Source organism: Allobranchiibius sp. GilTou73, assembly GCF_021391335.1.
Taxonomy (GTDB): Bacteria; Actinomycetota; Actinomycetes; order Actinomycetales; family Dermatophilaceae; genus Allobranchiibius; species Allobranchiibius huperziae.
Genome location: NZ_CP090051.1, coordinates 1,589,726 through 1,604,913, shown reverse-complemented (window position 1 = coordinate 1,604,913; position 15,188 = coordinate 1,589,726). Strand labels below are relative to the sequence as shown.

The following is a 15,188-nucleotide window of genomic DNA, read 5'->3' as shown; positions in this document are numbered from 1 at the left end:
GGTTACTTGTAGCTCCGTTGCTTCAACTCGATGAAGTTGTAGACCAGGTCCTCTTTGTGCAGCGTCGGCGTGAGGGCCACGTCGTCGCCGTCACGGTCGGCGCCGAACTCCCACGCCGCGACGTACGCGAAGTTGTCGTCGTCGCGCAGCGCCTCGCCGTCCTCGGTCTGGCTCTCGCTGCGGAAGTGACCGCCGCAGGACTCGCGCCGGTGCAGCGCGTCGATGCACATCAGCTCGCCGAGCTCGAGGAAGTCCACGACCCGGCCGGCCTTCTCCAGCGACTGGTTGAGCGTGTCGGCGCTGCCGAGCACGCGCACGTTGCGCCAGAACTCCGCCCGCAGCGAGCGGATGAGGTCGATGGCCTTGTTCAGCCCCTCCTCGCTGCGCTCCATGCCGCAGTACTCCCACATGATGTGGCCGAGCTCGCGGTGGAAGGAGTCGACCGAGCGCTCGCCGTTGATGGAGAGCAGCTTCTCGATCCGCCCGGTGACCTCGGCGCGCGCCTCGACCACGGCCTCGTGCTGCTCGTCGACCTTCTCGAACGGGCCGGAGGCGAGGTAGTCGCGGATGGTGTTGGGCAGCACGAAGTAGCCGTCGGCCAGGCACTGCATCAGTGAGGACGCGCCCAGCCGGTTGGCGCCGTGGTCGGAGAAGTTCGCCTCACCGGCCGCGAACAGCCCGGGGATCGTGGTCTCCAGGTCGTAGTCGACCCACAGCCCGCCCATCGTGTAGTGCACCGCGGGGTAGATGCGCATCGGCACGTCGTACGGCGACTCACCGGTGATCCGCTGATACATGTCGAAGAGGTTGCCGTACTTCGCGGCGACCTGATCGCGCGACAGCCGCTCCATGGCGTCGGCGAAGTCGAGGTAGACACCGCGGCGGAAGTCGCCCACCTTCGGGCCGACGCCGCGTCCGTCGTCGCACATGGCCTTGGCCTGGCGCGAGGCGATGTCTCGCGGGACAAGGTTGCCGAACGCCGGGTAGATGCGCTCCAGGTAGTAGTCGCGGTCCTCCTCGGGGATGTCCCGGGGGTCCTTGTCGCAGTCGTCGCGGTTCTTTGGCACCCAGATGCGGCCGTCGTTGCGTAGCGACTCGCTCATCAGGGTCAGCTTGGCCTGGTGCTCACCGGAGACCGGGATGCAGGTCGGGTGGATCTGCGTGTAGCAGGGGTTGCCGAAGAAGGCACCCTTGCGGTGCGCGCGCCACGTCGCGGTGACGTTGCAGCCCATCGCGTTGGTCGACAGGAAGTAGACGTTGCCGTAGCCGCCGGAGGCGAGCACCACGGCGTCGGCCAGGTGGGTCTCGATCTCGCCGGTCACCATGTCGCGGGCGATGATGCCGCGGGCGCGGCCGTCGACCACGATCACCTCGAGCATCTCGTGACGGGTGAACGCCTCCACGGTGCCGGCGGTCACCTGCCGCTCCATGGCCTGGTACGCGCCGATCAGCAGCTGCTGACCGGTCTGGCCGCGGGCGTAAAAGGTGCGCGCGACCTGCACGCCGCCGAACGAGCGGTTGTCGAGCAGGCCGCCGTACTCACGGGCGAACGGGACGCCCTGCGCGACGCACTGGTCGATGATCGCGGTGCTGACCTCGGCCAGGCGGTAGACGTTGGTCTCGCGGGAGCGGTAGTCGCCGCCCTTGACCGTGTCGTAGAAGAGCCGGTAGGTCGAGTCGCCGTCGTCGTTGTAGTTCTTCGCGGCGTTGATGCCGCCCTGCGCGGCGATGGAGTGCGCGCGACGCGGGCTGTCCTGGTAACAGAAGGACTTCACGTGGTAGCCGGCCTCACCGAGCGTGGCGGCGGCGGCACCGCCGGCCAGCCCCGTCCCCACGATGATCACCGAGAGCTTGCGCCGGTTGGAGGGGTTGACGAGCTTGTTCTCGAACTTCGCCTCGGTCCAGCGGTTCTCGATCGGGCCGTCGGGACACTTGGTGTCCGCGATCGGCTCGCCCTCGCGGTAGAGGTCTTGGATCAGGTCAGACATCTGCGGCCCTCACTTGATGACGCCGAACAGGATGAACAGGGGCGGGACGATGAAGCCGACGGCGACGATCACTCCGATGGCCAGGCCCGCGAGCTTCCAGTACCGCCGGGCCGCGGGCGTGCTCGCGAGGCCCAGGGTCTGCGAGGCGCTCCAGACCCCGTGGTGCAGGTGCATGAGCAGCGCGGCCATCGCGACCAGATAGATCAGCGTCATCCACCACGTGTTGAACGTGTGCACGACCAGCTCGAACGGGTCCTGCGTGACCGACGCGCTCTGGCCGCCGGAGCCGACGTTCACCTTGAAGAAGGTGAACTCGATCAGGTGCCAGATGATGAAGAGCAGCAGCGCGAGCCCGCCCCAGCGCATCCACTTGGACGAGAACGACTGCACGACCGTCTTCTTCACCGCGTAGCGCTGCGGCCGGGCGGCCTTCGAGCGCTTCCACAGGGTGACGGCGGCGTAGATGTGCAGCACCACGCTGACCCCCAGCACGATCTCCATGATCGTGAGGAAGCCGTGCCGCGGCAGCTCCGGAGTGCCCAGCGTGCGCAGGCCCTCGGCGTACTCGTTGTACGCGGCGTGCCCGGCGAAGAGCTTGAGGTTGCCGTACATGTGCGCGAGCACGTACAGCACGAAGATGATGCCCGTGACCGCCATGACGGTCTTCAGATAGACGCTGCTGCCCGTCTTCCCCGTGCGCTTGGCGCGCTTCGCAGGGAGGGTTGAAATAGCCACAGCCTGGAGATTACTGCGCAGTTGCGCGCGCCCCGCGCTTAGGTGGGCCTCACCCGGCGGATGTGGCGTGCGACACAAGGTTGTACGCCGCGAGCGTCGGTTGTCGGTGCTGCGGTCACCTTCCGACACCCGGCGTAGGTATCAGGCGGCCTGGACGAGGACCGCTGGCGTCAGCTCCCACTGCCGGCCGCCGCGCGGGTGGGTTATCGGCGCTGCGGTCACATTCCTGCGTCTGTCCTACGCGGCCGGGTGGATTGTTGGCGCTTCGGTCACTTTCCGACATGCCAGGTGGCGCAGGAGCGGCAGGCGGGGCAAGCGGCTCCTCCCTTCCAGGCGCCTGAAAACATCAGCTGGCGGCGCGGCCCGCCCACCAGATCCACCCCCACGTGTGGAATCGGCGCCGCGGTCACTTTCCTGCAGAGACGGGGACCCCGCGGGCGGCAGGCGTCCCGGCGAAGGAGAAGTGGCGCACGGGACGCCACACCTCGTCCGCACCGTGCTCGTAGAGGTCGAAACCCTCGACCTGGAACCGCGCCTCGAACCCCGCCAGTTCGTTGAACGCGCGGTCCAGACCCTCTTCGGGTACGTCGTGGGCGATCGTCACGTGCGGATGGTAAGGGAAGAGCAGCGTGCGGGCGACCGGGCCGGAGCGCACCTGCGCCTCGATCTGCTCGCAGTTGCTGATGCCCTCGGCGACCGCCACGAAGACGACCTCGGAGGTCGGCCGGAAGGTGCCCGTGCCGCGCAGCGTCATCCGGAAGGGGCTGTGCCGCGCGGCGACCGAGGCCAGGTGATGCAGCAGCACGTCCCGGTCGGCTTCCTCCAGCTGCGTCGGCGGCATCAGCGTGACGTGCGGCGGCACGGCGTCGGCGAGGTCGTCGCCCGCGCGGCGCCGGGCCTCCTGCAACTGGGCCGCCCACGGCTCGGGCACCGCGAAGGAGACTCCGATGGTCGGCATGCAGGTCAGGCCCGCGGGAGGAAGCCGACGGCGTCGTACGCGCGCTCGAGGACGACGGAAGCGACCTCGCGGGCGCGATCAGCGCCCTTGCGCAGCACCGCGTCGAGCTCCGCCGGGTCGGCCAGCAGCTCATCGACACGTGTCTTGAACGGCCTCTGCAGCTCGGTGACGAGTGTGGCGACGTCGCCCTTGAGCGCGCCGTACCTGTTCTCACCGGCGTACTGCTCGACGAGCGCCTCGACGGACTGACCCGACAGCGCGGCGTGGATGCGCAGCAGGTTGGCGATGCCCGGCTTGGCCTCCGGATCGAAGCGCACCTCGTTGTCGGTGTCGGTGACCGCCGACTTGAGCTTCTTGACGTTGGCCTTGGGCTCGTCGAGCATCCACAGGCTGCCGTTCTGATTCTCCGCCGATTTGCTCATCTTCGACGTCGGCTCGACCAGGCTCATGATCTTGGCCGTGCCGGCCGGGATGTGCGCCTCGGGCACCACGAACGTCTCGCCGAAGCGGGCGTTGAAGCGCTGCGCGAGGTTGCGGGTGAGCTCCAGGTGCTGGCGCTGGTCCTCTCCCACGGGCACCGCGGCGGTGTCGTAGAGCAGGATGTCGGCCGCCATCAGCATCGGGTAGGTGAAGAGCCCGACGTTGGCGGAGTCGCCGCCCCCTCGCACCGACTTGTCCTTGAACTGCGTCATGCGCGACGCCTCACCGAAGCCGGTGATGCAGTTGAGGATCCAGGCGAGCTGCGCATGCTCGGGCACGTGCGATTGCACGAAGACGGTAGAGGTCTCGGGGTCGATGCCGCCGGCGATGTACTGCGCCGCCGTGACCCGGGTACGCCGTCGCAGGTCCTCCGGCGAGACCTGCCCGCCGGTCAGGGCGTGCAGATCGACCACACAGAAGAACGCCTCGAAGTCGGCCTGCATGGCCACCCAGTTCACCTGCGCACCGAGGTAGTTGCCCAGGTGGAGCGAATCGTGGGTGGGCTGCATCCCGGACAGGATGCGGGGCCGATGTGCTGGCGTCGCGGACATGGCCGTCATTGTGCCAAGACCGCTCGCGCGTGGCACGTTCCGGGCGCTCGACTGCTCAGTACCGCGCTGTCCCACCGGGTACAGTCCGTTGGCAGATCGAGGCAGGGAGGGACCCACGATGCTTGCGCGGCAACGGCAGGAGGTCATCCTCACCACGGTCGAACGCGACGGTGGCGTGCGCGTGGCCGACCTGGTGACCGAGCTCCGGGTGAGCGACATGACCATCCGTCGCGACATCGAGGCGCTTGCCGAGAAGGGCCTGGTGCACAAGGTGCACGGCGGCGCGACGCTCGCCGACCGCAGCATCGACGAGCCCGGCTTCAGCGTGAAGTCGGAGATGAACCCAATCCAGAAGTCCGAGATTGCGCGCACCGCGGCCTCGCTCATCCCACCCGGTACGGCCGTCGCCGTCTCCGCCGGCACCACGGCGTACGCGGTGGCGGTCGAGCTGCGTGCCATCAAAAGGCTGACGGTCGTCACGAACTCGCCCCGCGTCGCGGAGCTGCTCTACGACCCGACCCGCGACGACCAACTCGTGGTGCTGACCGGTGGTGTGCGTACGCCGTCCGATGCGCTCGCCGGTCCCGTCGCCAACGCGATGCTCGCGACGACGCACGTCGACACGCTGATCCTGGGCGTGCACGGCATCGACCTCGAGGCGGGCCTCACGACGCCGAATCTGCAGGAAGCACAGACCAATCGGGCGCTGATTAAGTCGGCGAAGAAGGTGCTGGTAGTCGCAGACCACAGCAAGTGGGGCGTCATCGGCCTGTCCACGATCGCGACCCTGGATCAGGTGGACACGCTGGTCACCGACGCGGAGCTCGACGAGGAAGCGCGGCGCGAACTGTCCGGGCACGACATCAACCTGATCGTGGCGCCCCGCTCCGACGACGACTGACGCTCCCGCCCTCCCCCGGCCCGAGTGGCATACTTATGTTTCCGGTGCACTCATTACGAGTGCGCCGCTCGAGGGGTTTGTCTGCCACTCGAAAGGTCGGGCACTGGCCACTGCTGCGAGTGCCCCGTGCGGAGCCCTACTGCGCGCAGGCGTCGCAGCATCGGGGTCGCGTTCCACGCGTCGTCCCAGATCCACCGGACCACGGTGAGACCAAGTGCCCGGAGGCGGTCTTCGCGCAGCTTCTCACGCCAGAGGATCCCTGCCGCCTGCGCCGATGACTGCCTGTCGTCGACGCCGTACTTCGTCTTGCCGTCGAATTCGCCCACCACGCCGAGTTCCTTCCAGAACATGTCCACCCGCCCAATGAATCCCCGGTCGTCGCGGAACTCCACCTGCAGGCTCGGCCGCGGAAAGCCGGCCGTGTAGAGCTGCACCCGGCTCAGGGACTCGCCGACCGATTCGCCTCCAACGTCGGCGAGCGCAAGTGCCAGCGCGGCGAGCTGCCGCCCCCTACCGCCACGCGGCACAGCGCGAAGCTCGGCCCGGAGTTCGTCGTGCGACGCGAGTCCTCGCGTGAGGACGCTGTCCATCACGCTCACCCCGGAAGCGAGTGACTGCACCCTCGCAATGTCCACCGCCGTACGCGCCGGGCTGGTCACGCACAGACCGTCCAGCTCAATGCCGTCGGGCAGGTTCTGGGTGCGTCGGCGAATCAACCCGGGTGACCTGCCGGTCCGGCCATCAGCGACCAGCATCTCGACGGACGACTGCTGCTTGCCGACGGTGGGCAGACCCCAAGCCCGGGCCGCCGTGCAGTGGGAGAACAGGCGGCCCCGCTCGGCCGAGGCGGAGATTGCGTGCGCCCGTAGAAGCAGCTGCGCATTGGCCGACAGCTGCTCCCAGCCGTCGCGATCGACGTAGGCACCGCGACGGACACGCTGCAATCGGGCGGCGTTCGATTGCTGGTCCGCCGGGCCATCCCCGTCGGCAGTGACATCGCCCAGCCCTCCGGCCACCAGAGGGAGGGCTGCAGCGGCGTCAGCGTCGACCAGCTGGATGCGGCGCAAGTGGTACGGCCGGGCAGAGAAGGAGGTCTCGTCCATCCGGCACGGTGGCATGAACGAGCGATCGCCCGCAGACGTCATCCACAGCCTCGTCGAGTGGCATACATATGTTTCGACTGGCGGACCTACATGTGGTGCACCCGATACATATCTATGCCACTCGACAGGAGCGCGTCAGTAGGTCGGCGAGAGCTGCCTGAACGCAGCCACGATCGGCGGCAGCATCTGCTCCACCTGTGAGGCCATCCGCGCGTACGCCTCATGCCCCTGTCGGAACGGGTCGTCGATGCCGGAGTCGTCGACCTCACGCGCCTCGACCTCTCCCCCGGCGCGACGAGGCCAGCGCCACCAACGCAGCGACTCCACTCACCCCAGAGGGCACGTCAGCGGCTCCCACCAGATCGCTGAAGTCGGCGAGAGCGAAGACGTAGCGCAGGCCGCGCGGGGCGGTGCGGACCACCTCGCTGCGGTGTTCCCGCGTCGCGGTCAGCACCAGATCGGCCTGCTCGACCATCGCGGGGGTCAGCTGACGCGCAACGAAACCCTCCGCGTCGACACCACCTTGGGTCAGGAGTTCGGACGACTCCTCCGACATCGGCTCCCCCACGAGCGCCATCGTGCCCGCGCTGGAGACCTGGACGCCGAGGTCACCGATCGACGCGCGCAGCAGTCGCTCGATGTAGGGCGAGCGGCACACGTTGCCCGTGCACACGACCAGGACGGCGCCGGCATCAGTCATGCCTCGCATCGTAAAGGTCGCGCGATGCGTCTATTCGGCTGGATCGAAAGTAAAGAATGCGTCAAGAAATGGTACGCATAAGACAGATAAACAACGGGCCTTCCAGCGATCTGCCCGCCCTGCAAAAGAGACCATGCTCTAAGGCGTCTGAGTCCTCGAAACGGCTGTTAGCGTCTACCGCGTTCTACCCGCCAGGCTGCCCACTCAGCGACGGCCATCCTCCGTGAGAGGTCTGCCTTATGGTTACGCTTCCACCCCGTGACGACCGTCGTACGACGAGCCGACACCGAACGGTGCAAAGCGAATCCGCTAAGTAACGTAAGAGTAACCTAGCCCCGCTGCAGACTCACCATGGGGGAGAGTCACGCCGTCCGGCATCACGCAGCGCCGACAATCCGCCGTCGTCATGACGCGTGAACGGCCCATTCTCAAGCTTTAGTTCGGAAAGGTTTTCCGTGGATCTTCGGACCTATCTGCGAGTCCTGCGCAAACGGTGGAGAATCGTGGTCACCACCACGATCGTCATGGTCGTGCTCGCGTCGGCATACACGCTGGCGAGCACGAAGTCCTACCAATCCACTGTGCAGTTCTTCGTGTCGACCTCCGACTCGAGCGACTCGGCGCAGCTGGCCCAGGGCAGCACCTTCAGCCAGGCCCGCGTGACGTCGTACACCCAGCTCGTCACGGCCCCCGTGGTGCTGAACCCGGTCATTGAGCAGCTCAAGCTGCCGACGACGGCCGCCGACCTGGGCGCCAAGGTCTCGGCGACCGTGCCGCCTAACACCGTGCTGATCAACGTCGCGGTGACCAATACGAGTGCCTACCAGGCGCAGCGCATCGCGGCGGCGATCGCCCAGCAGTTCCCGAAGACGGTCGAGGGCATCGAGCGGGTCTCGGCCAAGTCGGCGAGCCCGGTCAAGGTGACCACCACCAAGTCGCCGATCATCGACCGCTCCCCCGTGAGCCCGCGGCCGGTGCGCAACGTGCTGCTCGGTCTCGTGCTCGGCCTGCTGCTCGGCGTCGGCCTCGCCGTGCTGCGTCAGCTGCTCGACAACCGGGTCCGCACCAAGGAGGACGTCGAGGAGCTGGCCGACAACCTCACGGTCATCGGCACGATCCCCTTCGACTCCGACGCCGCCAAGCACCCGCTGCTCCTGGCGTCCGACACCCACTCCACCCGGTCGGAATCCTTCCGGTCGCTGCGCACCAACCTGCGCTTCGTGGATGCCGCCCACCACCACCGGATCATCGTGATGACGTCGGCGTTGGCCGGCGAGGGCAAGACCACCACCACCGCCAACCTCGCGTTGACGCTCGCGGAGAACGGCCTGAGCGTCTGCCTGATCGAGGGCGACCTGCGCCGTCCGCGTCTCCTGGACTACCTGGGCCTGGAGGGCGCCGTCGGTCTGACCGACGTCCTCATCGAGCAGGCGTCGCTGGCCGACGTGCTGCAGCCGTACGGCAAGCACCGCCTCTCGGTGCTCGGCGCCGGCCAGCTCCCGCCCAACCCGAGCGAGCTGCTCGGCTCCCCCGCCATGGGCGAGACGCTGCGTCGACTCAGCGAGCAGTTCGACTACGTCCTGATCGACGCGCCGCCGCTGCTGCCCGTCACCGACGCCGCCGTGCTCAGCACTCAGGCGAGCGGCTGCGTGCTGGTGGTCGGCAGCGGCCTGGTCACCCGTGACCAGCTCGGCGCCGCACTGGGGTCGCTGCAGGCCGTCAACGGCACCGTGCTCGGTGTGGCGCTCAACCGCGTCCCCCGCGCCAATCGCGTCGCCGGTTACTACGACTACTACACCTACCGGCCGAACCCGGGTGGCACGCGCACCGCCAGCCACGCCAAGTCCGAGCACGCATCGAGCCGGAAGTAAAGACACGACCATGGACCAGCACAGCGCGGAGGGGCAGGCCGCGCACCCCCTCGTCGTGGCACACGAGCCTGCGCCGCGCGCGAGGCTGCCCCTGACCTCACACAAGCGTGAGTGGTTGGTCCAGGCAACCTGGGCGTCGGCCGACGCCGGCGTCGTGATTCTGGCGACGTATGCCGCGACGTGGTTGCGCTACGACCTGCGCTTCAACCAGTTCCTGACGATGGCGATCGTGCAGTTCGCGATCGTGGCGGCTCTCGTGCACGTGCTCGCGGGCGTTGCGGCCGGTCCCTACCGGATCGGCCACCAGCGAGGCTCGTTCGAGGAGACCGCGGACATCGGTCTGACGATCGTCTTCGACGCCGCCGTGCTGATCCTGGTCGTCATGACCACCCCGTGGCTGCACGGGGCGCCGCGCAGCCTGGCGCTGCTGGTGCCGGCGCTGTCGCTGGTCGGCATGTTCACCCTGCGCTTCATCGTGCGTTCCTACCGATGGGGTCGCACGGTGGCCAGCGACAGCACACAGAAGGTCATCGTCTTCGGTGCGGGCGAGGCAGGTCGGCGCCTCGTGCGCGACCTGCGGCGGGACAAGCACGCGACGTACGCGCCCGTCTGCCTGCTCGACGACGACCCTCGCAAACGGCATATCAAGATCGACGGAGTCACCGTGCGTGGCGGACGCGACCGACTGCGCGAGCTCGCCGAGGCAAGCGGTGCGACGTCCCTGGTCATCGCGATCCCATCGGCCGACACCGACCTGATCCGAGACCTGCGGGCGCTGGCTGCCGACGCCGGCCTCACGGTGCTGATCCTGCCCACGCTGAGTGAGCTCATGGGTCACACGCCCCGCAAGGCGGACCTGCGGCGGGTGAATCTGGAAGATCTTCTCGGTCGCCGTCAGGTCGTGCTGGACGAGACGGCGATCGCCGAGTCGATCAACGGCAAGACGGTCCTCGTGACCGGTGCTGGCGGCTCGATCGGCTCGGAATTGGCACGCCAGATCTCGCGATTCGGCCCGAAGAAGCTGATCCTGCTCGACCGCGACGAGTCCGCCCTGCACGGAGTGCAGATGAGCATCACCGGCCGTGCCCTGTTGGACGACGGCACGCTGGCTCTGGCCGACATCCGCGACCTGGACGCCCTACGCGAGGTGTTCGCCCGCGAGCGCCCGCAGATGGTCTTCCACGCCGCGGCACTCAAGCACCTCACGCTGCTCGAGCAGTATCCGCTCGAGGGTTGGAAGACCAACGTGCTCGGCACGATGAACGTGCTGCAGGCCGCGCACGAGGTCGACGTCGAGACGTTCGTCAACATCTCGACCGACAAGGCCGCACGCCCGACCTGCGTCCTCGGCTACAGCAAGCGGATCGCCGAGCGGCTGACCGCGGACTTCGCCGAGCTCAACGCCGGTCGATACGTCAGCGTCCGCTTCGGCAACGTGCTGGGTTCGCGCGGATCGGTCATCACCGCGTTCACCGCGCAGATCGAGCGCGGCGGTCCGATCACGGTGACCCACCCGGACGTCGAGCGCTACTTCATGCTCATCCCCGAGGCGAGCCAGCTCGTCCTCCAGGCCTCCGCAATCGGCCGCGACGGGCACGTCATGGTGCTCGACATGGGCACGCCGGTGAAGATCGTCGACGTCGCCAAAACCCTCATCGACCTGTCCGGCGAGCGCGACGTGGAGATCGTCTACACCGGTCTGCGGCCCGGCGAGAAGTTGTCGGAGGAGCTCTTCACCCCTGGTGAGGACATCCGTCAGTCCTCCCACCCTCTCGTAAGTTATGTCGACGTGCCGCCGATCTCGACCAGTTCGGTCCTGACCGCCGAGCCGCAGGACGGCGCCGAGGCGCAGGCACGGATGCGCTACGAAGCCATCGAACCGATCCACGTGAAGGAACAGGCGTGACGCGCATCCATCTCTCCAAGGCGGACGTGTCCGTCCTGGAGGAGACCCTCGTGCTGGAGGCGTTGCGCTCCGGCTGGGTCGCCCCCCTGGGCCCGATGGTCGACCGCTTCGAGGCCGAGGTCGCGCAGCGGGTCGGAGTCGAGCACGCCCTCGCGCTGTCCTCCGGCACGGCGGCACTGCACCTCGCGCTGCTGCACCACGGCGCGGGACCGGGCACCGTCGTCGTACTCCCCTCGATGACCTTCGCCGCGACGGCCAACGCGGTCCTCTACACCGGTGCGGAACCCGTTTTCGTCGACTCCCGGCTGGACGACGCCAACCTCGACGTCGAGCTCACTCTGGAGGCGGTCGACGAGTTGGCCGCCCAGGGCCGGGAGGTCAGCTGCGTCCTATCCGTGGATCTGTTCGGACGCAGTGCCGACTATCAGGCCCTCATGCCGGCGCTCGCGCAGCGCGGCATCCCAGTGGTCGAGGACGCTGCAGAGGCGCTTGGCGCGACCCACCACGGCAAGGGCGCCGGGTCGTTCGGCACGGCCGCCGCGCTGTCCTTCAACGGCAACAAGATCATGACGACGTCCGGCGGCGGCATGCTGCTGAGCAACGACGGCGACCTCATCGATCGAGCCCGTTACCTGTCGACGCAGGCCCGCCAACCTGCCCCCTGGTACGAGCACACCGAGATGGGCTTCAACTACCGACTCTCCAACATCCTGGCCGCGATCGGCGTCGGTCAGCTCTCGCGACTGGACGAGATGATCGCCCGGAGGCGCGCGCACCGCCAGCAGTACGCCGACGCCCTGGGCGCGCAGCCCGGCGTGCGCTTCCTGGGGCGCGGCGACGGCCTGTCGGACAGCGAGGACAACTGCTGGCTGACCTGCATGGTGCTCGCCCCGGACAGCCCCGTCAGTGCGAACGACGTCATCGCCGGCCTCGAGGCCGCGGACATCGAAGCCCGCCATCTCTGGAAGCCGATGCACATGCAGCCGCTCTACGCCAAGAGCCGCATGTTCGCCGGGGGCGTGTCCGAGTCGCTCTTCGCCTCGGGCATCACCCTGCCGAGCGGGTCGGCACTGACCAGCGCGGACATCGACCACGTCATCGATGTCACGTCGACTCTGATCCAGCAGTAATGCCCACCTCCGCTGTCGCGAAGCGGGCGTTCGATCTGGCGCTCGCTGTGCCCGCGCTCATTCTCACCGCGCCCCTCCAGGCCGTCGTCGCGGTTGCCGTACGACGGCGGCTGGGCAGCCCGGTGCTCTTCCGCCAGACCCGCCCGGGATTGCACGGGCGACCGTTCCAGATGCTGAAGTTCCGCAGCATGCTCGACGAGGACCCTTCGCGTGGGTTGGTCACGGACGCTGAGCGGCTCACGCCGTTCGGCGCGAAGCTGCGCGCGACCAGCTTGGACGAGCTGCCCGCCCTGTGGAACATCGTGCGCGGCGACATGTCGCTGGTCGGACCCCGGCCGTTGTTGATGAGCTATCTCAACCGGTATTCCCCCGAGCAGGCGCGTCGCCATCACGTCAAACCTGGTCTGACCGGCCTGGCCCAGGTGTCTGGGCGGAACGCCGTGAAATGGGACGAACGTCTGAGGCTCGACGTGCATTACGTCGACCATCATTCGATCCGCGGCGACCTGCAGCTCATTTGGCGCACGGTCCGCCCTGTCCTCGCCCGTGACGGCGTCACTGGCTCAGAGTCTGTGACGATGAACGAGTTCGCAGGCAAACCATGCCTAGAGGGTGCCCCGTGAAGATCTTGATTGTCTTGAAGACAAATGTCGGCGGGATGTGGCTAATCCCGCAGATTGCAGCCATGCAAGCGCGGCATCACGAGGTGGTCGTCGCGATTCCCCAAGGTTTGGGCAGGTTGCGCTCAGCTCTAGACGCCCACTCCATCACGGTGCACCCCATCGAGTGGGACTTCTCCCCAAGATCTAGCCTGGCCGGGCTGAACGCCCTCTGGAGCTTGCACAATTTCATTCGCCGGGAGGCACCTGACGTCGTTTTCTACCACCTCATCTTGTCAGCCCTGCTCTCCCGCCTCGCAGCCATTGGCACACCATCTCGCACGGTCCACATGGTCGCCGGGCCCCTATACCTTGAATCAAAAGTGCTCGCGACTATTGAATCTATTGCTTCTCGCTTGGACGACGCGATCATTGCAGGATCTGAATACACCGAACGCAAGTACGCCGCGATCGGATACCCGGCCAGCCGCTTGAGGGCCATACCGTACGGCGTCGACACTCGGAAATTTGATCCAGCGCGTGACTCATCACAAGAATCTATCGCAGACCCAGACACGTTCGTATGCATCATGGTGGCCTACTTCTACGCACCGAAACAGAGTGTGTTCAGGGGGCAGGGAATCAAGGGCCATGAGACCATGATCGAGGCGTGGCAACAGTTTCATGCCAAAAATCCCAGGTCACGTATTGTCTTCGTTGGAAGCGGCTTCGACGACGCCGGCGAGCAGTACCGCCAGCGTCTGATGAACGATCATCAGCTCCCAGGTGCCACGTGGATATCAACCGTCTCCGACGTTAAGACCTATTACAATAGCGCCGACGTTTCTGTGTCGCCGTCGCTGTCGGAGAATCACGGCGCCGCGCTGGAGGCTTCCAGTATGGGCCTTCCCGTGATCGTTTCCGATGCGGGAGCCCTGCCGGAGGCAATCACAGACCTCACAGGCTGGGTATTCAAGGCCGGCGACGCCGGTGACCTCCTGGATAAGTTGAATCAGGCGCACGAAGAATTCAAGACCGGCAGGCTGGAGGAACGTGGGCACAGAGCGCGGGAACTGATGGTCCGAAAGTTCGACAACCAAATCCTCTCGAATGAGGTGGTCGACGTCCTCGAGGGTACGCTCAGCGGCCAGCCTCCGCTTCTCGTCGTGGTCGAGCAGAGATGTGTGGTGCGTGATTCCACGCTGTACGGTTTCTCCTCACTGGGGGCTTTGAGCGGCTTGTCGCAACAACGCCCTGTGAAAGTCCTGGCCAGGGCTGCAGCCGGCACCGATTTGACGGCGTCGCGGCCTCTGCTTCCCGGCAGCGCTGGAGTGGTCGTCCCCTGGCGAGGGATTTCGGATGTGCTCCGTTCTGCCATGCATCTGTATAGCCACATACGGCACGCTCCGGGCGTCGTCGTGTACACACCCGGATCCATCAGTACGATCGCCGGTCTCATAACCCTCGCCACACGCACCCCTCTTGCTGTGGTGGTGGCTGGAGATCCGGTCGAATCGCTCGCCGAGCCGGTCACGCAGGGATTAGTCGGTCTGATTCAGCGGCCAACCATGCGGGCAGCAACCCGCCTCCTGACATCTCGGGCGCGCGTCGCTCGGTACGTGACAAGGCGCGTTCTCCAAGACCGCTACCCAACACGTGGGGAAGAGTTTGGAGCATTTTCGGTGCGTCGACTGAATTATTCGGCCACTGCCAGGGCAACGGATAATCCCACGATGAATATCTTAACTGTGGCGAGTCTTGAGAAACCCTACAAGGGCGTGCGCGAGTTGATTGATGCTATTGCCGCGGTGAGGGCGCGGGGGTCCGGGTGACGTTGACCGTCGCCGGGGACGGGCAACTGCGACCTGCCCTACAGGAACACGCAAATGGTCTTCTCGGAGACTCGGGTCGATTTTTGGGACATGTTTCGAGCGAGCGACTGGCGGTCGAATACCAACGTGCGGATCTCTTCGTCTTAAATTCCTGGGCGGAAGGCCTGCCTCGAGCTTTGGTCGAGGCGATGGGAAGCGGACTCCCTTGCATAGCTACCAAGGTGGGAGGGAACGAAGAACTACTCGAATTGCGCTGCTTGGTGCCACCCAAGGACACCAGCGCGCTGGCGGATTCTATCCTTGCCATGGCGGAGTCTCCAGAACAGAGAATGGTAACAGGCAAACGTAACGCGGAGCATGCGAGAACGCTTGTGGCAGAGGCGAATACGGTGCACGAGGACTTCGTGTACGCTCTCAGCGAGTTTGGGATCTAG

The 15,188-nt window shown here is 66.5% G+C and carries 13 protein-coding genes; 7 read left to right on the top strand and 6 right to left on the bottom strand.

Annotated elements, in window-relative coordinates; translation table 11 throughout:
- Positions 1–2: 2 nt before the first annotated feature.
- From LVQ62_RS08120 to trpS, 4 genes are all read right to left on the bottom strand, one after another.
- Positions 3–1,988 (bottom strand): fumarate reductase/succinate dehydrogenase flavoprotein subunit, encoded by a 1,986-nt coding sequence (locus tag LVQ62_RS08120; RefSeq protein ID WP_233767298.1) that lies wholly within the window; start codon positions 1,986–1,988, stop codon positions 3–5.
- 9 nt (positions 1,989–1,997) lie between these two features.
- Positions 1,998–2,723, bottom strand: a complete 726-nt coding sequence (locus LVQ62_RS08115) for a succinate dehydrogenase cytochrome b subunit (protein ID WP_208052912.1) — start codon at positions 2,721–2,723, stop codon at positions 1,998–2,000.
- Positions 2,724–3,129: 406 nt separating this feature from the next.
- A complete protein-coding gene (locus LVQ62_RS08110) occupies positions 3,130–3,681 on the bottom strand; it encodes a 2'-5' RNA ligase family protein (protein WP_179482230.1) in 552 nt (183 codons plus the stop codon).
- Between the two features lie 5 nt (positions 3,682–3,686).
- Positions 3,687–4,721: a tryptophan--tRNA ligase gene (trpS, locus tag LVQ62_RS08105; protein WP_233767296.1), complete on the bottom strand. Its 1,035-nt coding sequence runs from the start codon at positions 4,719–4,721 to the stop codon at positions 3,687–3,689.
- A gap of 109 nt (positions 4,722–4,830) precedes the next feature.
- On the opposite strand from trpS, the gene LVQ62_RS08100 reads away from it, so the two are divergent.
- Positions 4,831–5,613 carry a DeoR/GlpR family DNA-binding transcription regulator gene (locus LVQ62_RS08100; RefSeq protein ID WP_179482234.1) on the top strand — a complete coding sequence of 261 codons (783 nt, stop codon included), beginning with the start codon at positions 4,831–4,833 and terminating at the stop codon, positions 5,611–5,613.
- A gap of 53 nt (positions 5,614–5,666) precedes the next feature.
- Here LVQ62_RS08100 and LVQ62_RS08095 read toward each other — a convergent pair whose 3' ends face one another.
- On the bottom strand, positions 5,667–6,716 hold the full coding sequence (locus tag LVQ62_RS08095; RefSeq protein WP_233767293.1) for a hypothetical protein: 1,050 nt from the start codon (positions 6,714–6,716) through the stop codon (positions 5,667–5,669).
- Between the two features lie 265 nt (positions 6,717–6,981).
- On the bottom strand, positions 6,982–7,416 hold the full coding sequence (locus LVQ62_RS08090; RefSeq protein WP_233767291.1) for a hypothetical protein: 435 nt from the start codon (positions 7,414–7,416) through the stop codon (positions 6,982–6,984).
- A gap of 455 nt (positions 7,417–7,871) precedes the next feature.
- On the opposite strand from LVQ62_RS08090, the gene LVQ62_RS08085 reads away from it, so the two are divergent.
- From LVQ62_RS08085 to LVQ62_RS17775, 6 genes are read left to right on the top strand one after another with little or no spacing between them, the layout of a single operon-like run.
- A complete protein-coding gene (locus LVQ62_RS08085) occupies positions 7,872–9,287 on the top strand; it encodes a polysaccharide biosynthesis tyrosine autokinase (RefSeq protein ID WP_233767289.1) in 1,416 nt (471 codons plus the stop codon).
- Between the two features lie 10 nt (positions 9,288–9,297).
- Complete coding sequence (locus tag LVQ62_RS08080) at positions 9,298–11,193, top strand: nucleoside-diphosphate sugar epimerase/dehydratase (protein WP_233767286.1); 1,896 nt, start codon at positions 9,298–9,300, stop codon at positions 11,191–11,193.
- A complete protein-coding gene (locus LVQ62_RS08075) occupies positions 11,190–12,323 on the top strand; it encodes a DegT/DnrJ/EryC1/StrS aminotransferase family protein (protein ID WP_233767284.1) in 1,134 nt (377 codons plus the stop codon). Before LVQ62_RS08080 ends, LVQ62_RS08075 begins: the two co-directional genes overlap by 4 nt.
- The gene (locus LVQ62_RS08070; RefSeq protein ID WP_233767282.1) at positions 12,323–12,946 is read left to right on the top strand and encodes a sugar transferase; all 624 of its coding nucleotides are present in this window, start codon (positions 12,323–12,325) and stop codon (positions 12,944–12,946) included. Before LVQ62_RS08075 ends, LVQ62_RS08070 begins: the two co-directional genes overlap by 1 nt.
- Positions 12,943–14,754: a glycosyltransferase gene (locus LVQ62_RS08065; protein ID WP_233767278.1), complete on the top strand. Its 1,812-nt coding sequence runs from the start codon at positions 12,943–12,945 to the stop codon at positions 14,752–14,754. Before LVQ62_RS08070 ends, LVQ62_RS08065 begins: the two co-directional genes overlap by 4 nt.
- A complete protein-coding gene (locus LVQ62_RS17775; RefSeq protein ID WP_370639683.1) occupies positions 14,751–15,188 on the top strand; it encodes a glycosyltransferase in 438 nt (145 codons plus the stop codon). The genes LVQ62_RS08065 and LVQ62_RS17775 overlap by 4 nt, the downstream gene beginning before the upstream one ends.

Bases quoted from the DNA above. Each gene is read 5' to 3' on its own strand.
- LVQ62_RS08120 (WP_233767298.1), bottom strand. From the start codon at position 1,988: ATGTCTGACCTGATCCAAGACCTCTACCGCGAGGGCGAGCCGATCGCG.
- LVQ62_RS08110 (WP_179482230.1), bottom strand. From the start codon at position 3,681: ATGCCGACCATCGGAGTCTCCTTCGCGGTGCCCGAGCCGTGGGCGGCC.
- trpS (WP_233767296.1), bottom strand. From the start codon at position 4,721: ATGACGGCCATGTCCGCGACGCCAGCACATCGGCCCCGCATCCTGTCC.
- LVQ62_RS08100 (WP_179482234.1), top strand. From the start codon at position 4,831: ATGCTTGCGCGGCAACGGCAGGAGGTCATCCTCACCACGGTCGAACGC.
- LVQ62_RS08095 (WP_233767293.1), bottom strand. From the start codon at position 6,716: ATGGACGAGACCTCCTTCTCTGCCCGGCCGTACCACTTGCGCCGCATC.
- LVQ62_RS08090 (WP_233767291.1), bottom strand. From the start codon at position 7,416: ATGACTGATGCCGGCGCCGTCCTGGTCGTGTGCACGGGCAACGTGTGC.
- LVQ62_RS08080 (WP_233767286.1), top strand. From the start codon at position 9,298: ATGGACCAGCACAGCGCGGAGGGGCAGGCCGCGCACCCCCTCGTCGTG.
- LVQ62_RS08070 (WP_233767282.1), top strand. From the start codon at position 12,323: ATGCCCACCTCCGCTGTCGCGAAGCGGGCGTTCGATCTGGCGCTCGCT.